The following is a 23,537-nucleotide window of genomic DNA, read 5'->3' as shown; positions in this document are numbered from 1 at the left end:
AATTTTCTACCTACTATTCTTAGTATGTTTTGTTATTGACATTTTTTTTAAAAAAAGGTAAACTATTAACATGACATGAATAAAGTTAATAGTTAGGAGATAAGATGGGAATTTTAAGAACTCATTTAGAAGCAGAGTGTGACCCACGATTAGCCGGTGAATTAGCATACAGTATTAAGGAGGCCTATCGTTTTTTGTGGGAACTCATTGATACCACACCTGTATTGCGGCACCCAGAAATGCGAAAGACTTATGGGCATATCCGACAAGCATTAGTCGATGTAGCGCTGCGACTAGTTTTAGAAGATTCATCAATGAGAACAGATGTGCAAATGTTATCTGCAGTGAATAATAAAGTGAACGGCTATACTTATACGATGATTGAAACAAAAGGAGCCATTATTTCTCCAGTAAAAACCAGAAGTATAAAAACAATGCCGAAAAAAGCTCTTCACAGAAGTGTGGCTAGTGTGAAAAATAAACAATTTGATCTTTTTACAACCCAAGAGGATATCAATAAGCATTATGATGCTGATAACCCACCGTTTCTCCTCTTAACATACGGCGGAAAGAATCATCACCTGCAATTTGTTCAGCTGGGTTTGCCAAATGTTGATACAGAGCAATGGATTGAGAAAGTAGATATTATGAATGCCCAGCGGATTGTTGCCTCGAAAGACCAAGAGCAGACCACTCAAAAGAAACTAGATTTGACTTTAACGGAGCTGTCAGAAGAGCTTCTTAGGAGAGAAGTAAATGGAACAAGGAATATTTAGTCCCTCTAAATTAACAAAGGCTAGAATAGCCAGAGGATTAACTAAAAAAGAATTGGCTGAACGAACAGGAATATCTAGACAAATGATTTCTAATTATGAATTAGGGAAAACACATCCAGGAGCAAGTAAGTTAATGACAATTGTTGCTGAACTAGATTTTCCATACGCCTATTTTACTTCTGAACCTAAAAGGTTTTACGAAGGGGCCACTTTTTTTCGTAGTCAATCTGCGGCCACTAAAAGAGCAAGGGATATGCAAGCTGTCAGGTTAGAATTTCAAAAGGAAATTTATGATTTGCTGTCTCAGTATGTTAATTTTCCTGAATTAACTCTACCTGACATTTTAACGAAAACTATTTACGATATTACTAATAACGATATTGAGGAAAAAGCTAAAGAATTAAGAGAACTATGGGGATTAGGTAAAGATATACCAATTTCTAATCTCACTGAGATTGCAGAAGTTAATGGTATTATTGTTGTTGAGTCCAATATGTCTGATGACAAATTGGATGCAGTGTCAGAATGGATTGAAGACAGACCGTATATCATGCTGACAGATAATGGAGAATCTGCTGTACGTCGTCGTTTTAATATTGCACACGAATTAGGTCATATTTTACTTCATGGAGATATTGAAAGTATTCACGACTATACCTCTCAGGAATTAAAGAATATTATTGAGAATCAGGCAAACTATTTTGCTTCTTGTTTATTGTTACCTGAGAATGGTTTTTTAAAATCTTTGTTATCTACTAATTTAGACTTTTATATTGAGTTAAAAAAATATTGGAAAGTTTCTATTCAATCAATGATTATGAGAACTTATCAGTTAGAGTTAATCAATGATGATCAAAAATTATATTTGTTTAGGAAAATTGGCTTTAATAAATGGAAGAAGCGTGAGCCTTTGGATGATGAATTGACTCCTGAGAAACCTAGTCTTTACCGTAAAGTATTTGACTTAATTATCAGTAATGATATTTTACAAAAAAATGAACTAATTTCTTACTTATCTCTACCCAAAGATGAGTTAGAAAAATCATTAGATATTTCAATTAATGATAATTATCAATTGGCACAAAAAGGTCCTGTATTAAGAATAGTTAAATGAAAAGTCTCAATATTATTGAGACTTTTTTGTAGTTATAGAGTATAGATGCAATATCTATATTTGAAGAAATTTCAGTTCTCACTCTAATGATGTACATTTTAAGTGGAAGTTTTGATTTTTAAAAAATTAAGTTTTATAAAAAAGTTAGACTTCTGTTTTAAGTTTCTTATTAACATCTTTCCGAAAAACTATAATTTTCTTGAAAAATATACGAGTCTATGCTATACTACTAGTAGACTTATATATGGAGAGAACACATGAAACGTGAGATTTTACTGGAACGAATCGACAAACTAAAACAAATCATGCCCTGGTATGTTCTGGAATACTACCAATCTAAGCTTGCTGTCCCCTATAGTTTTACAACCTTGTACGAATACCTTAAGGAATATGATCGATTTTTTAGCTGGGTTTTAGAGTCTGGGATTTCAAATGCTGATAAAATGTCTGATATTCCTTTATCGGTTTTGGAAAACATGTCAAAGAAAGATATGGAATCCTTTATCCTTTATCTACGAGAACGACCTTTGCTGAATGCTAATACAACCAAACAAGGTGTTTCACAGACAACTATCAATCGGACCTTATCAGCTCTTTCCAGTCTTTACAAGTATCTAACTGAGGAAGTTGAAAACGACCAAGGGGAGCCTTATTTCTATCGTAATGTAATGAAGAAAGTTTCAACTAAGAAAAAGAAAGAAACCCTTGCTGCCAGAGCTGAAAACATCAAGCAAAAGCTCTTTCTAGGTGATGAAACAGAAGGTTTTCTGACTTATATCGACCAAGAGTATCCAAACAAGCTCTCAAATCGTGCCTTATCCTCCTTTAATAAAAATAAGGAGCGTGATTTGGCCATTATCGCCCTTCTCCTAGCGTCTGGTGTCCGCCTATCTGAAGCTGTTAATCTGGATCTAAGAGATCTCAATCTCAAAATGATGGTTATCGATGTCACTCGAAAAGGTGGCAAACGTGATTCTGTCAATGTCGCTGCCTTTGCCAAGCCTTACCTAGAGAATTATCTCGCCATTCGAAATCAACGATATAAGACTGAAAAGACGGATACAGCACTCTTTCTGACACTCTACCGAGGTGTTCCGAACCGTATTGATGCTTCCAGCGTTGAAAAAATGGTCGCCAAGTACTCAGAGGATTTCAAAGTCCGTGTAACTCCCCACAAACTGCGCCATACCCTAGCAACTAGACTCTATGATGCAACTAAATCGCAAGTTTTGGTCAGTCATCAGCTAGGACATGCCAGTACGCAAGTCACTGACCTCTATACCCATATCGTCAATGATGAACAAAAGAATGCTTTGGATAGTTTGTAAAATACATAAAATTAATTATGTAAATTAAAGATTACTTAAAAACGAAAGACCAATTCCTATTATCTTTCGTTTTTTGTTTATTTAAACTCAATCCAGTAGTTACGATGGGGCTCGATTATTACTGGATTACCCCAAAAGGCTTTCAGATAAGCTAAATTTGCGTGGCTTACTGGTCTTTTTGCATCATTATATTGCTCAGCGCTCTCTTTAGTTAGAAAGCATTTTACTGCTTCATAAGAAGTTCCATCAGCTGATTCTCTTTCGATTCGCATATACGAAATTTCGTCACCTTTTTTAAGACTGTCAGTCAACAGTTTACCAATAAAATACACTGTCTTATCCTTCATCAGTTCATAAGCTTTACCATTTTCCAGTCGGTTATTTGCTGCAGCGTACATAATACAAAAACTATCAACAATGTCTTTCAAAGGCATTAAGTCCTCTTTCTTTACTTTGATTTCATCGGGAAGAAGACCGCCAATTATAAGATTTTGGAAATAGGCTTGCTGGATTACATTATCTAAAGCCATTCCTAAAGGTATTTGAACAGCTTGGTATCCTAAAGGCTGCAGCTCTTTATTTTTCTTATCATAATGTTCTTGTGTGATACTTATATTTAAACTTTCTGTTTGGGAAATTTCTTCATTTCTATAAAAAGCAACAACATTGCGGTCTAACTGTTCAAATAGATTAAGACTTTCTACTGGAATTTCTAACATTAATGAATAACTCCTTTTCATTTTTCCTCTCAATTATACTCTAATCAGATTGATTATCAAGTCTAAATGTAATAAAAGAATCCATCATAAATGGATTCTTTTTCCTTACTCCACTACTGCTTCAGCAATTTCATCACGACTAATACCAGCAAAGTAGCGTGTGATGTCAATAGTTTCTAAAGCTTTAAGGACATCTTCACGTTCGTATTTCACTCCACGAAGGACATCTTCTACAGCTGCAACGTCCTCGATACCAAAGAAGTCACCGTAAATCTTGATATCTTGGATTTTTGATTCAATGACGTTGGCAAAGACTTCAACCTTACCGCTGGTAAACTTTGTTCCTCGACGGACGTTAAATTCAGGTGATTTACCGTAATTCCAGTCCCAAGTTCCGAACTTGGTATCCTTGATACGATTGATTTCCGCCAATTCTTCTTCTGAAAAGACGTATTCAGTCATCTCAGGGTATTCTTTTTTCATGTATTCCAATAGCAAATCACGGAATTCTTCAACTGTGATTTTTTCTGGCAATTCATCGATAATATTGGTTACACGGGCACGGACGGATTTCACGCCTTTTGACTCAAATTTATCTTTTGAAACCTTGAGGGCGTTAGCAAGGACTGACAAATCAACGTCAAAGAGTAAGCAACCGTGGTGCATGATACGCCCATTGATATAGGCTTGAGCATTTCCACAGAATTTCTTGCCATCAATCTCAAGGTCGTTACGGCCTGTGAACTCAGCTTTAACGCCGAGTTGAGCTAGAGTATTGATAACTGGAGTTGAGAAGCTCTTGAAGTCAAAGGCCTTGTTTTCATCTTCTTTTGAGATGATCGTGTAGTTGAGGTTATTTAAATCGTGGTAAACGGCTCCCCCACCACTGATACGGCGGACTACCTCAATGCCATTTTCTCGAACATAATCACGGTTAATTTCTTCGATAGTGTTCTGGTGACGCCCGACAATGATAGATGGTTTATTTATCCAAAGTAGGAAGATTTGATCCTCATCCAAAAGGTGTTTAAAGGCATATTCTTCCAAGGCGATATTAAAGGCAGTGTCGTTTGAATGATTGATAATATATTTCATGATATCCCTTTATACGATAGAGACTGGAAAATACCTTTCCAGTCTGAACTATCTTCGATTTATTTTTTCTTAGGTGAATGGATGGCCATTCCTAGTACATCTGCAAATGCTTCGTACATAACTTCAGAGTAGGTTGGATGTCCGTGGATGGTCTTCAGCATTTCTTCAACAGTGATTTCCATTTCGATAATGCTTGATGCTTCGTTGATCAATTCTGCAGCTGAAGGACCAATGATGTGCACACCAAGGATTTCTCCGTATTTCTTATCTGCGATAACTTTTACGAAACCTTGAGCTGCATCAGAAGCAATCGCGCGACCGTTAGCTGCAAAGTTGAATTTTCCGATGGCGACATCGTATTTCTCACGAGCTTGTTCTTCTGTTAGACCTACTGCCGCTACTTCAGGAAGAGTGTAGATAGCTGCTGGAGTCAAGTTCAATTTAGCAACAGCATGGTTTCCCTTGAGGGCATTTTCAGCAGCAACTTCACCCATACGGAAAGCTGCGTGGGCTAACATCTTGGTACCGTTGATGTCACCTGGTGCGTAGATTCCAGGAACAGAAGTTTCCATGTATTCATTGACCTTGATACGTCCACGATCCAATTCAAACTCAACTTCGCCCATACCTTCAAGATCTGGAACACGACCGATTGAAAGAAGAGCTTTGCTTGCAATAATATCGTCTTTTCCTTCAACCTTGATACGAAGTTGACCATTTTCCTCGATGATTTCTTGCAGTTTTGTACCAGTTAAGATGGTCATTCCTTTACGCTCAAGAATCAAACGAAGGTTCTTAGAAACTTCAGCATCCATGGCTGGAACGATACGGTCCATCATTTCGATAACAGTCACTTTTGAACCAAATGTCATGAAGGCCTGACCGAGTTCGATACCGACAACGCCACCACCGATAATAACAAGGCTTTCTGGAACTTCGTTCATTTCAAGAATGTCATCACTTGTCATCACGAGTGATGATTCCATACCAGGAACGTTGATCTTGCTGACTTTTGAACCACCAGCAAGGATTATTTTCTTGGTTTCAAGCAATTCAGAACCATTTACCAAGACATTCTTGTCTTTAGTGATGGTACCAATTCCCTTATGAACTGTAACTCCGTAGCTACGAAGAAGACCTGCAACTCCACCAACCAAAGTATTGACAACCTTAGACTTGGTTTCAAGGAGTTTATCCATATCTACAGTGAAGTTTGGATTTTCGATGACGATACCACGGTTTGCTGCATGACCGATGTTTTCGATGATTTCAGCGTTGTGAAGGTAGGTCTTAGTTGGGATACATCCACGGTTCAAGCACGTTCCACCGAGTTCAGATTTCTCAACAAGGGCAACCTTACCACCGAGTTGCGCAGCTTTAATCGCTGCAACATAACCAGCAGGACCTCCACCAATCACAACGATATCAAAGGCATCATCGCTCTTACCATCGTCGTTTGAGGCACTAGCTGCGGGTGCAGGTTTTGATTCTGGCGCAGCCGCTCCAGCAGTTGGGATGTTTTCCCCTTCTTCGCCAAGGTAACCGATAACTTCAGTTACTGGAACAGTTTCACCATCTCCTTTAAGGATGGCAATCAAGTATCCATCTTCTTCGGCTTCCAATTCCATGCTGACTTTGTCAGTCATGATTTCCAAAAGGATTTCTCCTTCTTTTACAAATTCACCTACTTTTTTATTCCATTGGACGATTTGTCCTTCTGTCATATCCACGCCGGCTTTTGGCATAATTACTTCTAAGGCCATGTCTTACTTCCTTTATCTAAATCTCTAAAATACAATAGCTGACTTAAACCAACATTGAGATCGGATTCTCAATCAAGGCTTTCAAATCTTTCATAAACTTAGCACCAGCCATACCATCTACGACACGGTGGTCAATGGTTAATCCTAGGCTCATGATAGGGCGAATGACAATCTCACCATTGACAACTACAGGTTTCTCTACTGTTGAACTGACACCAAGAATTGCTGAGTTTGGTTGGTTAATGATAGGGCCAAAGGACTGAACACCAAACATTCCCAAGTTACTGATTGTGAAGGTTGAGTTTTGTAACTCACTTGGAGCCAATTTACCATCCAAGGTACGACCAATGACATCCTTGAAGGCTACAACCAGCTCTGACAAGCTCATCTTTTCAGCATTGTAAACAACAGGTGTCATCAATCCATTATCCATTCCAACTGCCATAGCAAGGTTGACATAGTTGTGAGTGATAATAGTTTTGCCATCTTCGGTCAACGAAGCGTTGATGTATGGGTGTTTCATTAAGGTCTTCACAACAGCGAGAGAAAGAAGGTCTGTAACCGTAATTTTCTTGCCAGTTGCTTCCATGATTGGCTCAAGAACCTTCTTACGAAGAGCCAACATTTCTGACATATTGACATCATAGTTGAGCGTGAAGGTTGGCGCAGTTAGGTAGGATTCAACCATACGTTGGGCAATAACCTTACGCATTGGCGTCATCGGGATACGCTCAATCTCACCATAAGGAGTGATATTGTCTGGAACTTCTTCCACTTTTTCGATCTGAGCAGGAGACTTGATGGTATCATTTTCGATATTTTCAGGAAGCAAGGCCAAAACATCCTTCTTCATGATTTTACCACGATGACCCGTTCCTTGGATTTCCTGCCAAGCAATGTTATGTTCGAGGGCAATTCGTTTTGCAAGTGGCGAAATGCGAACCACGTTTGTGTCTTTATAAGTTTCCACGTCTTCTTTGTGGACACGACCGTTTGCACCTGAGCCAGAAACGTCGTAGAGGTTGATCCCTAGATCATCCGCTAACTTTCTAGCCGCAGGAGTCGCTCTTAGCTTGTCATCAGCCATGACCTCTCCAATTCTATACTAAGATATTAAGGACGCAGAGGGCAATGAAAAAATAGGAGATTGACGATGTGTTCGATGAACACAAGGAAATCTATCTTTTTTTCACAGACCTCCGTCCGAATTCAATTACATGATACAAAGGGTGTTAAAAGCGACTGAAAAATAGGAAATCGACGCTGGCTTTGATAAAGCCAAGGAGATTTATCTTTTTTCCGAGCTTTTAGCCCGTGCTCTAATCTAAGATATTAAGAACGAAAAGAGTTCTGCACCTAAAAGATACAAAGTTTCTCGTCTTTTTTATTTTATTTACATAACTTATATTATGTATTATTCCTTGTTATAAGTCTTACGGATTGCATCTTTGATGCTTTCAACTGTTGGAATCATTGCATTTTCAAGGTTTTGCGCGTAAGGCATTGGCACATCTTCTCCGGCGCAACGGCGGATTGGTGCGTCTAGATAATCAAATGCTTCTGATTCTGAAATAATAGCTGAAATCTCTCCGATATAGCCACTTGTTTTGTGAGCGTCGTTGACAAGCACCACCTTACCAGTCTTTTTAACAGAGTTGATGATAATTTCTTTATCAAGTGGCACTAATGTACGTGGATCCACAATTTCAACTGAAATTCCTTCTTCAGCTAATTCTTCAGCAGCTTGAACCACACGACGAAGCATTTTACCGTAAGTAACGACTGTTACATCCGTTCCTTCGCGTTTGATTTCGCCAACTCCAAGTGGGATTGTATAGTCTGGATCAACTGGCACTTCCCCCTTTTGGTTAAATTCTGATTTGTATTCAAGAATGATAACTGGGTTGTTATCACGGATAGAAGACTTCAGCAGTCCTTTCATGTCCGCAGGTGTACCTGGTGCCACAACCTTAAGTCCTGGGATATGAGTAAACCAAGACTCTAGGGATTGCGAGTGCTGGGCTGCAGAACCAACTCCATTACCAGCTGCACATCGAACTGTCATTGGAACCTGACCTTTACCACCAAACATATAACGTGTTTTAGCAGCTTGGTTAACGATATTGTCCATGGCAATAACCGAGAAGTCCATGAATGTCATATCGACGATTGGACGAAGTCCCGTCATGGCTGCTCCTGCTGCTGCTCCAGAAATGGCAGCTTCAGAAATAGGACAGTCACGGACACGCTCTGGACCAAATTCTTCAAGCATTCCAACAGAAGTTCCGAAGTCTCCTCCGAAGACACCGACGTCTTCTCCCATCAAGAACACATTTTCATCGCGACGCATTTCCTCAGACATAGCAAGGATAATGGTGTCACGGAAGGACATTGTTTTTGTTTCCATTTTTATCTCTTTCTCCTTAGTCCGCGTAAATATCTTCAAATGCTGATTCTAGTGGTGGGAATGGGCTTTCTTCTGCAAATTTAACAGAAGCTTCTACTGCTTCCTTGACTTGTGCTTGAATTTCTTCCAATTCTTCTGCACTTGCAATATTGTTTTCAATGAGGTATTTGCGTAGATTTTCGATTGGGTCTTTTTGTTTCCACAATTCCACTTCTTCACGCGTACGATATTTACCAGGGTCAGATGATGAGTGACCAAGCCAGCGATAAGTGATACTTTCGATCAAAACTGGTCCATTGCCACCACGAACATGGTCTACAGCTTTCTTAAATCCTTCATAAACATCGATGACATTGTTTCCATCTTCGATAAACATTCCAGGAATTCCATATGCCGCACTACGTTGATGGATATGCTCCACATTGGTCATTTTCTTGATATCCGCAGAGATCCCATAACCGTTGTTAATGCAGTAGAAAATCACAGGAAGGTTCCAGATAGAAGCCATGTTTACTGCTTCGTGGAAGACACCTTCGTTGGTCGCACCATCTCCAAAGAAGCAAACGACGATTTTTCCAGTGTTTTGCATTTGCTGACTGAGGGCTGCACCGACAGCGATTCCCATACCACCACCTACGATACCATTGGCACCAAGGTTACCAGCATCCAGGTCAGCGATATGCATAGAACCACCTTTTCCTTTACAGGTTCCAGTGTACTTCCCAAGGATTTCAGCCATCATGCCGTTGAGGTCAATCCCCTTAGCGATAGCTTGACCATGGCCACGGTGATTTGAGGTAATCAGATCATCTGGATTAAGAGCCAGCATCGCTCCGACGTTAGCAGCTTCCTCTCCGACAGAAAAGTGAGTCATACCGGGAACTTTCCCCTTTTTCACTAACTGAGCAATTTTTAAGTCCATGCGACGGATTTCTTCCATCTTACGGAACATCTCTAGCAAAAGATTCTTATCTAAAGTTGACATAATCTTGCCTTTCTAACTTTGTACTTACCTTACTATTTTACCTTTTTTAGTATACACTGTCAAAGTATATGGCTATTAAAATTTCACAATATAAAAAAATAAATCCCTGTTAAAACAGGGATTCTCTCTAGTTAGAGCATTATTTCACAAAGTCGTTTATCAGGATATTTTCTTAAAATTAGCTCAATCTTTTCATTACGGTTTTCAAACGCCATTGATACAAACAACCAGAAACAATCAAGCTGGCAATTAACCCAATCCAGTAGGCAAATGCCCCTAAGTCAGTTACTTGATCTAGTAGATATCCTAGAGGTATCGCTACTCCCCAGTATCCGATTAGACCAAGATAGAAAGGAACGATAGTGTCCTTATACCCTCTTAAAATTCCTTGGAGCGGAGCCGCAAAGGTATCAGCTAGCTGGAAAAAGAGACTGTAGGTTAGAAATACAGCAGTTGTTTCAATGAAGTGAGAGTCATTCCCATATAGACTTGCTACACGATCTCTAAAAATGTAGAGAAAAGATAGGGTAAGACCTGCAAAAATAAGGGCGGTTACTCTTCCCAGACGAGCATAGGTTTTTGCATCCTCAAACCGTTTAGCCCCAACCTCGTAAGACACAACAATCGCCATAGCAGAGGAAATACTCATGGGAAAAGCGTACATGAGACTGGAAAAGTTCATAGCTGACTGGTGACTAGCGATGATGAGCGATGAAAACTTAGCCATGATCAGTCCCACAACGGAGAAAATAGCCACTTCCGCAAAGACGGTTCCTCCGATTGGTAGACCTAATCGAACACCTTCCTTGATTTTATCTATATTGAGTGGAATACGTTTTTCAAGATGTAGCGCTTTTAACTTTTCTTGTTTGAACAAAACAAGCAGGGAAATGCCCAATAAAACCCAATAGGCTAGCGAAGTTCCTAGCCCTGCTCCTGAACCACCAAGCTCAGGAAAACCGAATACTCCATATATCAAGAGATAGTTAAAACCACTATTTAGCGGAAGTAATAGGAGCATCAGATACATCGATAGTTTGGTCAAACCAAGAGAATCTAACAATGACCGAATGACACTAAAAAGCAACAAGGGAATAATCCCGATAGACAGGTACCAAAGATAGGAAACTGCAACCGTAGCTACTTGAGCTTCTAGTCCGATATGGTTTAAGACAGGCGGCGCTAAGAACACTACCATGCCAAGCAAGACCAAAGACAGTCCGAAAGCTAAGTAGATGAATTGGTAAAAGTCAGATGCTACTTCTTCCTTTTTACCCCGTCCCAGATGATGGCCTATGATGGGAACCATGGCCGAAACAATCCCTGTTAAAAAAGTAAAGAAAGGATTCCATAGACTCGTTGCAGTTGAAACACCAGCCAAGTCCATAGTATTGTACTGCCCAGTCATGGTTGTATCAACAAAAGAGGCAGAATAATTGGCAAACTGATAAATCAGGATAGGGAAAAATATCTTAAGAAATAAGATAAACTTATCTTTAAATTGATGGGTTGGATACATGAACGCTCTCTATTCTTTTCAATTTAAGAGCAGAGTCCCATCTAGTTTTGGTAGACGATTTGTCCCTTACAGATAGTATACTTGACCTGCCCTTTTAAAGTTTCCCCGATAAATGGAGAATTTGATGATTTTGAAGCGAAGTTTGGACCAACAGTCCGATCAGCCTTGTCATCAAAGATAGTGATATCCGCTGGACCATTTTCAGCTAAGTAGCCTGCTTCAAAGTTGTAAAGTTTGGCTGGATTAACAGTCATTTTTTCTAGCAATTCCATCAGGCTCAACTCTCCAGCTTCGACCAAATAAGTCAAACCGAGAGAAAGTGATGTTTCCAAGCCTGTCATACCAGATGGTGCTTTAGTGATATCCTCGACATTCTTCTCGTCTGCATGGTGAGGCGCGTGGTCTGTCGCGATTACGGATATGACTCCTGACTTAAGACCTTCAATCACGGCACGACGATCTGACTCCAAACGAAGCGGAGGATTCATTTTAGCATTGCTTCCTTGAGTTAAAAGAAGAGCTTCTGTCTTAGAGAAATGTTGTGGCGCTACTTCTGCTGTGACCTGCGCACCTAGTCCTTGAGCAAACTCCACCACCTTGACACTTTCTTCCTTAGACAAATGCTGGATGTGAACATGGGCTTTGGTTGCATAGGCAATCATAACATCACGCGCAATCATAGCGTATTCTGCCACCCCAGTCGCTCCACAGATATGAAAATGTTCCTTAGCGATGTTTTCATTAAAGCCAAGAATCCCATTCAAACCTGGATCTTCCTCATGAAGACTAATAAAAGTATTAAGTTTTTTAGCTTCTTCCATGGCTTCCTTGACCACTTTGCTGCTCTCAAGCGGAATACCGTCATCAGAAAAACCAACAGCTCCAGCTTCTAAGAGTGCCTTAAAGTCTGTCAAGTCTTGGCCATTAAAGTTCTTGGTAATAGTCGCAACTGTCTTGACATTAATTTTTTCCTTGGCAGCTGACTGAAGAACTTCTTGCAAAGTTTCTACGTCCGAAATGGTTGGACTAGTATTAGCCATCATGACAACGGTTGTAAAGCCACCTGCAGCGGCTGCTAGGGCACCAGTATGGATATCTTCCTTGTGGGTCTGACCAGGTTCACGGAAATGAACATGAATATCAACTAGTCCAGGCGCAACTACAAGACCAGTAGCATCAAGCACCTCTGCTCCTTCTTCCTTGATTTCGGCAGCTATTTTGACAATTTTCCCATCTTGGACTAAAATATCACACACTTGATCCAAACCAGACTTGGGATCCATTACACGACCATTTTTGATAAGTAGCATCTGCTTTCTCCTTTATTCATAGAAATCAACTTGGGTATCCAATAATTTATCCCCATCATAAACAAACTTGGCTGAAAAGAAAGGTTTGTCCTCTAAAAGCCACTCAACAAAAGCGTGATCACCCTCCCAAGTTGGCTTGCTCAAAACCTCGTCATAGGGAACCCATTCTAAAGTTCCTTCATTGCAGTCAATCAAGTCCCCCTCAAACTCCGTTACCTTAAAAACATAGGTGTACCAGTCTAAATCAGGCGTAAATTCTGGAAAAGTAATAACACCTTTTAGAACTGGCTTGGCTTTGAGCCCTGTTTCTTCGAGGATTTCACGCGCTGCACATTCCTGTGGAGTCTCCCCTCGCTCTAGCTTACCACCCACACCAATCCATTTGCCTTCATGGACATCATTGGGCTTTTTATTGCGATGGAGCATGAGTAGTTCTTTTCCGTTATCAATGTAGCAAATCGTCGCTAACTGAGGCATAATTTCTCCTTATCTAAGCCAATCTATTGGCACTTGTCCTGTCTCTTTTAAGAATGCATTAGCCTTGGAAAAAGGCTTGGAACCCCAAAATCCTCTGTAAACAGATAAAGGACTTGGGTGAGCTGATTCAATAATCAAGTGATGAGGATTGGTAACCAAGACTTTCTTCTTACGTGCATAGGATCCCCAGAGTACAAAAACGACTGGTCTGTCTAGATCATTGACCACCCGAATCACAGCATCCGTAAAAGGCTCCCATATCTGCCCAGCATGACCATTGGCCTGACCAGCAGGAACCGTCAAGCAAGCATTGAGAAGTAAAACTCCTTGCTCAGCCCAAGCAGCCAAATCATGAGATGCTTTAACTCCAATATCATCTGCTAATTCTTTCAAGATATTTTGCAAGGATGGTGGAGCTGGGATAGAGTCAGGTACCGAAAAACTTAAGCCCTGCGCCTGACCTGGTCCATGATAAGGATCCTGCCCCAGAATCACCACCTTAACCTCTTCAAGCGGTGTAGTTAATAGAGCCTGAAAAACTTTTTTCTTGGGTGGGTATACAGTTCCCTGAGCATAGACCTGATCCATAAACTGATTGATTTTCCCGAAATACCCCTCAGGTAATTGCTCCTTAATCAAAGCATGCCAAGATGAGTGTTGCATCTTTCTCTCCTTTATCGTATCCATCTAAAAGCACGTCTTAATTCATCCGTACCATTTTTAAAAAAGCATAAACCATGTGCAAGTATGATTTTATCCGGTTTCCAGTTTAACATACGGGAAAAGGAAACCTTTGCTTCCCTTTGTCTTCCTAAAAAAGTCATCCGATAGTCAATAGGAGTTTGACCATCAGGGGCTGTTACACGAGCTAAACGATAAACTTTTCTTCGGATTGGACTAGCTATCTTTTCTGGTTCAAAATTCTCTATAAGGTCCGTTACAATGAGTGTTTTAGTTGATTTATGAAAAAACACCACTTCTTCAATCACAGAACTTCCCTTAAAAATAAGTTGATCAATCTCATCAGACCATAAGTCAGGTGCCTTATCTGTTAAAGGAGCATCAAATTCCACCATGACATTCTGACTTTTTGCTCTCTCTTCAACTCCTGGACTAGACCATGCTTGTGCATAAGGATATCTTTTTTTCCAATCTTCAATATAGGCGTAGTGAATCTTATTTGGTGAAATCAGGTAAGCGACTCTGCCCAAAGCGTCCAGTTCAGTAAACAGTTTCTCATTTGGCGCAATCGGAGAGTGAATCCAAAGTTTGCCATCATTTAACTTAATCACCGTCATACGTGTCTGAAAAGGAAGGTTGAAGATCTTCATGTCCATTTGAATCAAATCACCATCTACTATCCAGATATTCTGATCAACTTCCTTTAGTGTATACAATGGTTCATAAAGAGAAAGTTCTGGTCTTGACATCGTTTACTATTCCTTCATTTTTACTGCCTCTATTATAGCAAAAAGTGGCTATCTAAACCACTTTTTACAGTTTATCTATAGATTTAATAAATCGACTATATATACGATTTGAATACGTGAATACGGTTTATAAAGAATGGCTATTTTTTATAATTACTTTTTAAATCATTAAGCATTTTACTTCCTCTTTCGAAGATTATCTTTTCTGAAATATTTTTAAACTTATTAAAATCCATTTCAGAAAAAGGAGTTTCTTTAGAAACTTTCCATATAGTCTTTAAATAATTTTTTTCTAAAAAGTCGTCAAAATTAGAAAACTTTTGAAAATACAATACATTCTCTTGGTGTAAAATCGCTCTTTTTAAAGGATAATACTCTTTAATATTATTAACTTTTTGTTTGTAGGCATATTTTGCTACATGATCTAGGTATATATCAAAAAAGTCATGAGGAAAATCTCCCATACAACCATTACGATTCATATTGAGGCTATATTTTCGATTAGTAACATAATTCGGAAATATGTTTCCTATTACTCTAAGATTATCTATTTGAGAATCCCTTTTCCCAATATAATCTCCGTCTTTAACTAACGATGGGGAGTTCCAAGTAAAAATTAAATCTCCGGAGAAATTTTCTTTATCAAAAAACTTAAAAAGAGATTGATAAATACTATTTGCTAATCGACAATTGTCAGATATAAATTCATAATTCACAGCTTCATTAAAATCAACTTCAGAAATTTTAATGTACTCTTCGATAGTAATATTGGCATTTTTTTTAGTCATTAGAGCGTCTCCTTTAAAATGTGATCTTTTTAAGAGTATTTATATCTAAACAATCCAGCAAGTCTTGGTAAGAATGAACTTCATAAGTTGGCTGGGCTTGTGTGTGATTTTCGAGGTGATAGGGATTGTACCAGATAGTGTCAATCCCTGCATTATTGCCACCTTGAATATCAGCCGTTAAGGAATCTCCAATCATCAGTGTCTTTTCTTTACTGAAACCAGCAATATGCTGACCGATTTTTTCATAGAATAGTGCATCAGGCTTTTGTGTTTGCAATTGCTCGGAGATAAAGACTTGGTTGAAATAGGGAGCCAGACCTGATTGAGCCAAACGACCTGTCTGGATGGCAGTAATCCCATTTGTCGCAGCATACAAGTCATAGTCACGCTCGATGAGGCTGTCCAAGAGTTCATGAGCACCTGAAAGAGTTTGTCCCTGCTGGGCCAGATAAAATTGATAACGCTGGGCAAGTATAACACCGTCCTTCTCCAGTCCAAAATGAGAAAATAAACGAGAAAAGCGCGTGTTAACCAGTTCTTGTTTACTGATTTTCTTTTGCTCCAAGTCCTTCCAGAGAGCCTTGTTCATAGGAACGTAATAGTCTTTATAGGCTTGGATATCCGCAACTCCTTCTTCTTTTAGAAGTTGTGTCAAAGCTACATCCTCAGCAGCATCAAAATCAAGAAGAGTATGGTCAAGATCGAAGAGTAGAAATTTGTAGGGCATTGAGTTTCCTTTCTAGGGGAGGCAATAAATCTAAAAGGGGGCGAGATTACATAATTTATTAATTATCCCTTTTAATAATTTATCGTTTATTTTTAAAAAATTTTGTTGTTCTTGAGAAAGTTCGGGAGTTCTTCTGTGATTGAGGAATAGGTACGTTTTTTCGTATTGATCTAAACCACTGATAAATTGATTACTAAAAAAAATATTAGTTGAATTCATTAGTATTAAGTTCACCCATTCTTCCCAATCACGATTACACACTTGACCATTATCATACCAAGAAATAATTATTTTAGGCAAAGGGCAATTTATCATATTAATAAAAACATTTTTGCCATCAACTTTCATCATTTCTGACAATATACATTCAATTTTTTTTGAAGGAATATCAATAACAACTGTTTTAAATTTCTTGAACTTGTACTCCTTTCTAGAATATCTTTTGTGTAAATCTAGTAGTTTGTTTGATACTTTATTAGTCTCAAACATAGATTTTTGGGTTAAAAAATAATAATCAATAAAGCTATTATCTGAAACTAAAGGTTCTTGTTCAAACATGTTTGCTAAATACTTCAGATTTAAAACCTTGTAGTATAGTTCGAAAGAGCAACTTTTAATTGCGTACTCAATATTTTCTATGTAAGTGTTTTTGAATGGAGATTTGCCCGCTTGTTCAATTTCCTTAAAAATTAAAGTATCATGTTTGTCGCAATACATGGGGTAAGCACTAGCTTGATTTTCAACTTTTTGATTAATATAGCAAGAATCGATTTTATCAATATTCCAGAATATAATTGGAACGTGTTCATTAAAAGTGTATACAGAATTTTCATCAGTCAAACTTTTAAAATTGTTTCCTCTTGACAATGTATGAGCATTTTTTATAAGATCTTCACAATCTTTTGAATAAATTTTTTTCGCGGTACAATATTTGATTCTTTTCTTCTTTCCTCTTGAATCTTTTTCAAAGATCACACTATTTGACTTTGGTGCAATATGATGGTCCTTCTCATATAAAGAAAGTTGATAAAATTCACTTAGTCTTTTTTTCCGTTCAATTCCTGGAAGGCTAAAAGCTTCTTCCCGTTTTTTTCTACAACAATCATTAAATATTTTTCCCGATAAACATAAACACGGACCGGTTTCATCAAGTAAGATATCTTCACTAAAACTTTTGAAATTTGGATATTGTTTTCTATTGAAAATAGAAAAATAATCGCGAAAATTTATCATTTGTTATCAGTTCCTATTCCATAAATAATACATTTCAATTCAAATTATAACATACTACACAAATAAAAACTGACTAACTACATTTGATATCCGTAATTTATTATTAAGATTTTCTCTACAAATACATACTTGAGTTTTTCATTGAAATTTATTATAAGTTATTACTAGTTTAAATATGCATTAATCTATATCTGAATTAATTTAAAGGACTGAAATACTTTCAAATACTACACTCCCCTACCCCAACTCCTTGGCTATTTTGCTTTTTTCAAGTTTTCCCTTTGCAATTCGTTTCCATAATACAAGTGGATTCAAGCTATAAGATAGGCGTACGAGGTAATAATTAACCCATTCGATTAGGGCAAAAAGTTGTATCAGTGTAGCTAAGATAGCCACTTGGAAACTCTGGGTGTTCCAGACTATAAAAGGAAAGCCTGAAATAAGTAAAACAAGGTCTAGTATTCTGAAACCACCATATAGTTTGGGGACACTAGCGCTTCCGAACTGAGGTTTCGAGAGTCTTCTAATCAAAATCGCCCAATAGATTGAACCTTGAAGCAATATAAATGTCAGTAAAGACAAAGGATAGAGAATGGTTACTAGACTATTCACGTCACCAAGCCGATTTTTCAAAAGGAAAAAGCAAAACCAAATGGATAGGACGGCTGTGAACTCTCCAAAACAGAGGGACACCAACTCTTTTCTAACTTTCTCTTTTTGTATGTTCATCATTTCCCCCATCTATCTATCATCCTATATCAGAAAAAAGCCATTCGAACCATTTTCTAGTCAACATTTCTCAGAACAAAGGCATTCTAAGCATCGAACAGCTCAATTCCTTTAATATCAGTGTAATTCTAAACTTAGAATTGCATTGATATAAATGTTTTGGTGCTATTCTAAGTTTATGACAACCCTAAATTTTAATTTTAGAAGGATTCTAAAGCTAGAATTGTTCAAAAATAACGAGAATGAAGCAATTCGAAGCTTAGAAGACCTTTTTCTAAACTTCATACTCACTTTAACTAGTAGGACTTACAATTCTTTTGATGAGCTTTGAGTTTTTTCAAAGCCCAATCATAGTGACTGGAAGTGGCACTCACAAAGTAGGAGCCTAGACTTGTTCCTCCCGTCCACTTATAGACACCTTTTGTGAACAATTCGTCATTGCTGAAGTCTTCCATCAACTCTAAAACCTCTTTATGTGATTGATTGAGGAGTTTGGTCACTTCTTCTAAGGACGTTCTCTGGTGCTTCTTCCAAAAAGCGACATTCATTTCCCCATAAGCTTTCCAATTATAAGGTTCAGGGAGAAAAGGTCTTTTATGACCCTTTTGATTGGAATGTACCCAAGTCAAAAGTAACTGATGCCATTCATAGAGATGGATCAGAACATCTCTTAGATTTTTATCTCTTTTCCAGTGAGCTTCTTTTTTCTTTTGATCTTTTGAAAAATCAAAAGGAGTCTGTAGCTCCTCTTCGCTTAATTTAGAGATAAAGCGATTGAGCTTCTCATAGTTTTCCTTAGAGGCTAACACTAGCTCCTCTTTTGTTTTTGGTCTTGGCATAGGCGTTCTCCCTTCATTTTCTAGTAGGTTGAGGTATTTTCTTACTTCATTATACCATAATCAAAAAGCAGTTCTTCATTTTACGAACAACTGCTTTTACGAGCTATTTTTTTATGCTTATAGTCACTACTTTACATATAAATCTCTAAAGCGACCATCCACTTCTGCTATCTGATAGAGCAAGCGGGATAGTTCTTGGTAATCTTCTTTTAAACATGAAAGGTGGGCTTGGCCAAATAGAGATGCCAATTCTTCTTTTAATCTTGCCCCTTCTGGATCATGGTCTTTTAAGAACTCACTGAGGTAGAGATTTCGAACAGCAGCAAGTTTGAAGCTAAAATACTGATGCAATTGTTTTTGCTCCGTATTTAAGCCGCTTTCAGCAACTGCTTTTGCATAGCATTTCAAAACACCGTTTTGACCATTCAGATATCGGGACTTTATAATCTTTGCTGTTTCCTGATAGATTTCAGTCTGACTAGGACTCTTAACCTTCTTAAAATTTCCCCACATGGAGTAGGCTCCACGCTTATAGTCAATAGCCTCTGCCTTCCAGGCTTCTAGTATGTCATTAAAAGCAACCTTCATACAGGCAAACCCAGCTGGATCATGCAAATAGAGGTGCTGATGATCAATGCCATACACGGTTACGAAGTGATCCACACCATAAAGGATTGTGTGATTGGGATTGTAAGTCAGATGGCCCATATCAAGAGGTCCCAGAACGACAGGTCCATTGGACAGAAAGGTTTCCAACTTTCCTTTAATCTCTTCCAAATCTACTTCAGTTCCACCTTTTAGATAGAAGTCCTCATAGTCAAATCCAAGTATTTTTAAAGAATGAGAAATAGAAAGATCTGGCATTCCGTTATCAAAGAATACTAGAGGGTGCTGGTCATCTTTCTTTACGATACTAGCGCCATTTCCCATCACCATGATTGCCTCTAAAAAATCTGCTTTAAAGTCATAACCATAGCTATCCAGTGCCATTGCCAATGAATAGCTATAGCAAAGTGACACATCTCCAAAATACATCTGCATATTCCTGCCTCCTTATCTTCTATGGGACTATTATACCGAGAAAACTATTCGCATGCCCCATAAAATCCAAACAAAAAATATGGGTATTTGTGATCTATAGTCATGAACTTCAACAATAAAAAACTCTGTAAAAGATATCTTCTACAGAGTTCGATTTACATCTTTATAAAATGTCAGAAAATTATCTAGTTCTTAATCACTGGTATCCAGAGTTCCATTTGATAGTCAGGTAAGGACATGTCTCCCTTGGTGTAAACTTCAAAGTCTGGTGCTCCTGAGTGACGATAACCAGTTTCTGGGAAAAAAATCTCTAGAACATATTTCCAAGCATGGTGGATGCTGGTTGGTATAGCCCCCTTGACTGGTACGATAGCATATTCAGCTGCTGGGATGTCTTTGATTGATAGACCTAGCTCTTCTGCTTTGACTTTATCCGTCACATCATAAGCAGCCATATAGTTGATGATTTCGCCTTCTTTGACATCGGAGCAGACACCAAAGGATTGGCCACTACCCAGACTTTCTAGATTTTCAAAGCTGTGTTTCTCATAGAGTTGTTCCCAAGCAGATGGGCATTGGCTATTGTCAATAGCTTCCAATAGGACACCTGCCACGGTAAATGCAGGTTTCTTTTGAATCTTGATATCCATGTTCTTTCCTCCTGTGATTTTTAAGGATAATTGAAGTCTAGGAAAGACCCGATAAGGTTTTCCATTTCGAACTTCTGAGGGAGTTGCCCCATGGAATTTCTTGAAGGCTGCGCTGAAGGAATCCGCAGATTCGTAGCCGTACTTCATTGCTATGTCAATGATTTTGTCAGAGCTTTCCCGCAAGTCTGTCACAGCTTCTGATAGCCTGCGATTGCGCAAGTATTCTGCTAATGTCATATCAGCCATGATGGAAAAGATTCTGCTAAAAAGAGGATAAGAATAGCCTGATAGCTGCTGAAATCTTTTCATATCCACTTCTCCAGTCAGCTGCTGCTCCAAATAATCCATGGTTTGGTTGAATTGATGCATCATATTCGTTTCTTCTTACCTCCACAAGATACAAAAGTCCTTAAAAGCAAAGTGAAAACAGAAAAATTGACGCTGCAGCTTCTAGTCCTAGAAATTTTTTCTTTTTAACACAGCTTTAGGCCGTGTTCAATTCTATCTATATTCTAACAAATACAAGATACTTCCACCCTAGAATCTTTGTACAAGATTTAAAGGTGTAAATTCTATAACTTATCTTTTAATTTCTCAACAAAGAGATAAGCTGCTGGGCAGGTCAAGGTATTCTTAATCGTCAAATGATTAATTTGATGGATTTTTTTACGATCTGTATGGGGGAACTCTCGACAGGCCTTGGGACGAACATCATAGATGGAACAGAGATTATCTCCTCCTAGAAAGGGGCAAGGCATAGATTTAAAAACCTTATCCCCATCTTCATCTACTTGTAAAAATTCTGCTTCAAAGGCTGGTAATTTCATCTTAAAATACTTGGCAATACGGGTGATGTCTGCCTCTTTAAAGTCGGGTCCCAATGTCTTGCAACAGTTAGCACAGGCAGTACAATCTATCTCAGCAAAGACTTCTTGGTGGATCTGCTGGGCAATCTTATCTAGATTCTTTAGTGGCTTTTTCTTTAGATTTGCTAAAACTTTGCGGTGCTCCTTCTGTTTTTGCAAGGCTAGCTGGTGGTAATACTCAATATCAATTTCTTTAGACATAATTGCTTTCTAATACAAGTTTTTTGTCTATTATACCATAAACTATTTTCTATTTTTTGCCTTTACATACAAAAAGCCCTTCAGATAAAATCCGAGGGGCTAAAAACGTTGTTAAATCAACGGCCGAACTGTTGAATTTCAAGGTTCGGGATAAAATAGTTCACTGAACTATTTTATTTCTTAAGGTTGTAGAATGATTTCAATCCACGGTATTCAGCTACTTCACCAAGTTGGTCTTCGATACGAAGCAATTGGTTGTATTTAGCGATACGGTCTGTACGTGAAAGTGAACCAGTCTTGATTTGTCCTGCGTTAGTTGCAACTGCGATATCAGCGATTGTTGAATCTTCAGTTTCACCTGAACGGTGTGATACAACGGCAGTGTAACCAGCTTCTTTCGCCATTTCGATAGCGTCAAATGTTTCAGTAAGAGTACCGATTTGGTTAACTTTGATAAGGATTGAGTTAGCAGCACCTTCTGCAATACCTTTTTCAAGGTAAGAAGTGTTTGTTACGAAGAAGTCGTCACCAACCAATTGAACTTTACCACCAAGACGTTCAGTAAGAGCTTTCCAACCGTCCCAGTCGTTTTCATCCATACCATCTTCGATAGTGATGATTGGGTATTTGTTTACCAATTCTTCAAGGTAGTCGATTTGTTCTGCAGCAGTACGTACAGCAGCTCCTTCACCTTCGAATTTAGTGTAGTCGTAAACTTTACGTTCTTTATCGTAGAATTCTGATGAAGCACAGTCAAATCCGATAAATACGTCTTTACCAGGAACATATCCAGCAGCTTCGATCGCAGCAAGGATAGTTTCAACTCCGTCTTCAGTTCCTTCGAAACGAGGAGCGAATCCACCTTCGTCACCTACGGCAGTTTCCAAACCACGTGATTTAAGGATTTTCTTAAGAGCGTGGAAGATTTCAGCACCCCAACGAAGAGCTTCTTTGAATGATGGTGCACCAGCAGGTACGATCATGAATTCTTGGAAAGCGATTGGAGCATCAGAGTGAGAACCACCGTTGATGATGTTCATCATTGGAGTTGGAAGAACTTTAGTGTTGAATCCACCAAGGTAGCTGTAAAGTGGGATTTCAAGGTAGTCAGCAGCAGCACGAGCTACAGCGATAGACACACCAAGAATTGCGTTTGCACCCAATTTACCTTTGTTAGGAGTACCGTCAAGTGCGATCATAGCACGGTCGATAGCTTGTTGGTCACGTACATCGTAGCCGATGATTGCTTCAGCGATGATGTTGTTTACGTTGTCAACAGCTTTTTGTGTACCAAGACCACCGTAACGAGATTTGTCACCGTCGCGAAGTTCAACTGCTTCGTGTTCACCAGTAGAAGCTCCTGATGGAACCATACCACGTCCGAAAGCACCTGATTCAGTATAAACTTCTACTTCAAGTGTTGGGTTACCGCGTGAGTCTAGGACTTCGCGAGCGTAAACATCAGTAATAATTGACATTTTTTACTCTCCTTTGAGTTAAATTTTTTACACCTCTATGATACCTTAAAAATAAGCGTTTT

The 23,537-nt window shown here is 38.6% G+C and carries 23 protein-coding genes; 3 read left to right on the top strand and 20 right to left on the bottom strand.

The annotated features are described in order from the left end of the window. Nucleotides 1-104: 104 nt before the first annotated feature. The 3 genes from E2R31_RS05945 to xerS all read left to right on the top strand — a co-directional run bounded on the left by E2R31_RS05945 (nucleotide 105) and on the right by xerS (nucleotide 3,218). Nucleotides 105-776, top strand: a complete 672-nt coding sequence (locus tag E2R31_RS05945) for a hypothetical protein (protein WP_084926366.1) — start codon at nucleotides 105-107, stop codon at nucleotides 774-776. Continuing rightward, complete coding sequence (locus E2R31_RS05940; protein WP_132973386.1) at nucleotides 757-1,890, top strand: helix-turn-helix domain-containing protein; 1,134 nt, start codon at nucleotides 757-759, stop codon at nucleotides 1,888-1,890. Before E2R31_RS05945 ends, E2R31_RS05940 begins: the two co-directional genes overlap by 20 nt. A gap of 257 nt (nucleotides 1,891-2,147) precedes the next feature. Next, nucleotides 2,148-3,218 (top strand): tyrosine recombinase XerS, encoded by a 1,071-nt coding sequence (gene xerS, locus E2R31_RS05935; protein WP_132973384.1) that lies wholly within the window; start codon nucleotides 2,148-2,150, stop codon nucleotides 3,216-3,218. 77 nt (nucleotides 3,219-3,295) lie between these two features. Here the strand turns inward: xerS and E2R31_RS05930 are convergent, their stop codons facing one another. The 20 genes from E2R31_RS05930 to eno form a co-directional block, all read right to left on the bottom strand. After that, complete coding sequence (locus tag E2R31_RS05930) at nucleotides 3,296-3,937, bottom strand: hypothetical protein (RefSeq protein ID WP_132973382.1); 642 nt, start codon at nucleotides 3,935-3,937, stop codon at nucleotides 3,296-3,298. A 105-nt stretch (nucleotides 3,938-4,042) separates the two neighbouring features. Continuing rightward, nucleotides 4,043-5,032, bottom strand: coding sequence for a lipoate--protein ligase (gene lplA / locus E2R31_RS05925; protein ID WP_132973381.1), 990 nt, complete (start codon nucleotides 5,030-5,032; stop codon nucleotides 4,043-4,045). Between the two features lie 59 nt (nucleotides 5,033-5,091). Continuing rightward, nucleotides 5,092-6,795 (bottom strand): dihydrolipoyl dehydrogenase, encoded by a 1,704-nt coding sequence (lpdA, locus tag E2R31_RS05920; RefSeq protein WP_132973379.1) that lies wholly within the window; start codon nucleotides 6,793-6,795, stop codon nucleotides 5,092-5,094. 43 nt (nucleotides 6,796-6,838) lie between these two features. Further along, complete coding sequence (locus E2R31_RS05915; protein WP_132973377.1) at nucleotides 6,839-7,882, bottom strand: dihydrolipoamide acetyltransferase; 1,044 nt, start codon at nucleotides 7,880-7,882, stop codon at nucleotides 6,839-6,841. A gap of 327 nt (nucleotides 7,883-8,209) precedes the next feature. After that, the gene (locus E2R31_RS05910; protein ID WP_000448715.1) at nucleotides 8,210-9,202 is read right to left on the bottom strand and encodes an alpha-ketoacid dehydrogenase subunit beta; all 993 of its coding nucleotides are present in this window, start codon (nucleotides 9,200-9,202) and stop codon (nucleotides 8,210-8,212) included. Nucleotides 9,203-9,218: 16 nt separating this feature from the next. Further along, nucleotides 9,219-10,187, bottom strand: a complete 969-nt coding sequence (locus E2R31_RS05905) for a thiamine pyrophosphate-dependent dehydrogenase E1 component subunit alpha (protein WP_096753559.1) — start codon at nucleotides 10,185-10,187, stop codon at nucleotides 9,219-9,221. 178 nt (nucleotides 10,188-10,365) lie between these two features. Then, entirely contained in the window at nucleotides 10,366-11,706 is a 1,341-nt protein-coding gene (locus tag E2R31_RS05900) for an MATE family efflux transporter (RefSeq protein WP_125384554.1), read from the bottom strand. Between the two features lie 41 nt (nucleotides 11,707-11,747). Beyond that, complete coding sequence (locus tag E2R31_RS05895) at nucleotides 11,748-13,016, bottom strand: dihydroorotase (RefSeq protein ID WP_125384553.1); 1,269 nt, start codon at nucleotides 13,014-13,016, stop codon at nucleotides 11,748-11,750. 12 nt (nucleotides 13,017-13,028) lie between these two features. Next, entirely contained in the window at nucleotides 13,029-13,493 is a 465-nt protein-coding gene (locus E2R31_RS05890) for an NUDIX hydrolase (protein ID WP_125384552.1), read from the bottom strand. Nucleotides 13,494-13,502: 9 nt separating this feature from the next. Further along, nucleotides 13,503-14,156: a uracil-DNA glycosylase gene (locus E2R31_RS05885; protein ID WP_125384551.1), complete on the bottom strand. Its 654-nt coding sequence runs from the start codon at nucleotides 14,154-14,156 to the stop codon at nucleotides 13,503-13,505. 11 nt (nucleotides 14,157-14,167) lie between these two features. Continuing rightward, entirely contained in the window at nucleotides 14,168-14,923 is a 756-nt protein-coding gene (locus E2R31_RS05880; RefSeq protein WP_125384550.1) for a DUF4336 domain-containing protein, read from the bottom strand. A 140-nt stretch (nucleotides 14,924-15,063) separates the two neighbouring features. Then, nucleotides 15,064-15,711, bottom strand: coding sequence for a hypothetical protein (locus tag E2R31_RS05875; protein WP_125384549.1), 648 nt, complete (start codon nucleotides 15,709-15,711; stop codon nucleotides 15,064-15,066). Nucleotides 15,712-15,724: 13 nt separating this feature from the next. After that, the gene (gene pynA / locus E2R31_RS05870) at nucleotides 15,725-16,438 is read right to left on the bottom strand and encodes a pyrimidine 5'-nucleotidase PynA (protein WP_132973375.1); all 714 of its coding nucleotides are present in this window, start codon (nucleotides 16,436-16,438) and stop codon (nucleotides 15,725-15,727) included. Between the two features lie 30 nt (nucleotides 16,439-16,468). Further along, nucleotides 16,469-17,671, bottom strand: coding sequence for a hypothetical protein (locus tag E2R31_RS05865; protein WP_125384548.1), 1,203 nt, complete (start codon nucleotides 17,669-17,671; stop codon nucleotides 16,469-16,471). Between the two features lie 237 nt (nucleotides 17,672-17,908). After that, a complete protein-coding gene (locus tag E2R31_RS05860) occupies nucleotides 17,909-18,412 on the bottom strand; it encodes a hypothetical protein (RefSeq protein WP_132973373.1) in 504 nt (167 codons plus the stop codon). Nucleotides 18,413-18,696: 284 nt separating this feature from the next. Continuing rightward, complete coding sequence (locus E2R31_RS05855) at nucleotides 18,697-19,239, bottom strand: ClbS/DfsB family four-helix bundle protein (protein ID WP_132973371.1); 543 nt, start codon at nucleotides 19,237-19,239, stop codon at nucleotides 18,697-18,699. Between the two features lie 126 nt (nucleotides 19,240-19,365). Next, a complete protein-coding gene (locus E2R31_RS05850) occupies nucleotides 19,366-20,280 on the bottom strand; it encodes a peptidase (RefSeq protein ID WP_132973369.1) in 915 nt (304 codons plus the stop codon). Nucleotides 20,281-20,465: 185 nt separating this feature from the next. Next, on the bottom strand, nucleotides 20,466-21,302 hold the full coding sequence (locus E2R31_RS05845) for an AraC family transcriptional regulator (protein ID WP_132973367.1): 837 nt from the start codon (nucleotides 21,300-21,302) through the stop codon (nucleotides 20,466-20,468). Nucleotides 21,303-21,502: 200 nt separating this feature from the next. Further along, on the bottom strand, nucleotides 21,503-21,997 hold the full coding sequence (locus E2R31_RS05840) for a YkgJ family cysteine cluster protein (protein ID WP_132973365.1): 495 nt from the start codon (nucleotides 21,995-21,997) through the stop codon (nucleotides 21,503-21,505). Between the two features lie 173 nt (nucleotides 21,998-22,170). Continuing rightward, entirely contained in the window at nucleotides 22,171-23,475 is a 1,305-nt protein-coding gene (eno, locus tag E2R31_RS05835) for a surface-displayed alpha-enolase (protein ID WP_000022821.1), read from the bottom strand. Nucleotides 23,476-23,537: the final 62 nt, after the last annotated feature.

Source organism: Streptococcus downii (assembly GCF_004353325.1).
GTDB classification, from domain to species: Bacteria; Bacillota; Bacilli; order Lactobacillales; family Streptococcaceae; genus Streptococcus; species Streptococcus downii.
The sequence above is the reverse complement of the archived record's forward strand: the minus strand, read 5'-3'. Positions and strand labels throughout refer to the sequence as shown.

Excerpts from the sequence above, each read along its gene's own strand:
- E2R31_RS05845 (WP_132973367.1), bottom strand. The coding sequence starts at position 21,302 with ATGATGCATCAATTCAACCAAACCATGGATTATTTGGAGCAGCAGCTG.
- lplA (WP_132973381.1), bottom strand. The coding sequence starts at position 5,032 with ATGAAATATATTATCAATCATTCAAACGACACTGCCTTTAATATCGCC.
- E2R31_RS05880 (WP_125384550.1), bottom strand. The coding sequence starts at position 14,923 with ATGTCAAGACCAGAACTTTCTCTTTATGAACCATTGTATACACTAAAG.
- E2R31_RS05915 (WP_132973377.1), bottom strand. The coding sequence starts at position 7,882 with ATGGCTGATGACAAGCTAAGAGCGACTCCTGCGGCTAGAAAGTTAGCG.
- xerS (WP_132973384.1), top strand. The coding sequence starts at position 2,148 with ATGAAACGTGAGATTTTACTGGAACGAATCGACAAACTAAAACAAATC.
- E2R31_RS05940 (WP_132973386.1), top strand. The coding sequence starts at position 757 with ATGGAACAAGGAATATTTAGTCCCTCTAAATTAACAAAGGCTAGAATA.
- E2R31_RS05905 (WP_096753559.1), bottom strand. The coding sequence starts at position 10,187 with ATGTCAACTTTAGATAAGAATCTTTTGCTAGAGATGTTCCGTAAGATG.
- E2R31_RS05885 (WP_125384551.1), bottom strand. The coding sequence starts at position 14,156 with ATGCAACACTCATCTTGGCATGCTTTGATTAAGGAGCAATTACCTGAG.
- E2R31_RS05900 (WP_125384554.1), bottom strand. The coding sequence starts at position 11,706 with ATGTATCCAACCCATCAATTTAAAGATAAGTTTATCTTATTTCTTAAG.
- eno (WP_000022821.1), bottom strand. The coding sequence starts at position 23,475 with ATGTCAATTATTACTGATGTTTACGCTCGCGAAGTCCTAGACTCACGC.
- E2R31_RS05945 (WP_084926366.1), top strand. The coding sequence starts at position 105 with ATGGGAATTTTAAGAACTCATTTAGAAGCAGAGTGTGACCCACGATTA.
- E2R31_RS05860 (WP_132973373.1), bottom strand. The coding sequence starts at position 18,412 with ATGGGGGAAATGATGAACATACAAAAAGAGAAAGTTAGAAAAGAGTTG.
- lpdA (WP_132973379.1), bottom strand. The coding sequence starts at position 6,795 with ATGGCCTTAGAAGTAATTATGCCAAAAGCCGGCGTGGATATGACAGAA.
- E2R31_RS05890 (WP_125384552.1), bottom strand. The coding sequence starts at position 13,493 with ATGCCTCAGTTAGCGACGATTTGCTACATTGATAACGGAAAAGAACTA.
- E2R31_RS05930 (WP_132973382.1), bottom strand. The coding sequence starts at position 3,937 with ATGTTAGAAATTCCAGTAGAAAGTCTTAATCTATTTGAACAGTTAGAC.
- E2R31_RS05875 (WP_125384549.1), bottom strand. The coding sequence starts at position 15,711 with ATGACTAAAAAAAATGCCAATATTACTATCGAAGAGTACATTAAAATT.
- E2R31_RS05855 (WP_132973371.1), bottom strand. The coding sequence starts at position 19,239 with ATGCCAAGACCAAAAACAAAAGAGGAGCTAGTGTTAGCCTCTAAGGAA.
- pynA (WP_132973375.1), bottom strand. The coding sequence starts at position 16,438 with ATGCCCTACAAATTTCTACTCTTCGATCTTGACCATACTCTTCTTGAT.
- E2R31_RS05840 (WP_132973365.1), bottom strand. The coding sequence starts at position 21,997 with ATGTCTAAAGAAATTGATATTGAGTATTACCACCAGCTAGCCTTGCAA.
- E2R31_RS05895 (WP_125384553.1), bottom strand. The coding sequence starts at position 13,016 with ATGCTACTTATCAAAAATGGTCGTGTAATGGATCCCAAGTCTGGTTTG.
- E2R31_RS05910 (WP_000448715.1), bottom strand. The coding sequence starts at position 9,202 with ATGGAAACAAAAACAATGTCCTTCCGTGACACCATTATCCTTGCTATG.
- E2R31_RS05865 (WP_125384548.1), bottom strand. The coding sequence starts at position 17,671 with ATGATAAATTTTCGCGATTATTTTTCTATTTTCAATAGAAAACAATAT.
- E2R31_RS05850 (WP_132973369.1), bottom strand. The coding sequence starts at position 20,280 with ATGCAGATGTATTTTGGAGATGTGTCACTTTGCTATAGCTATTCATTG.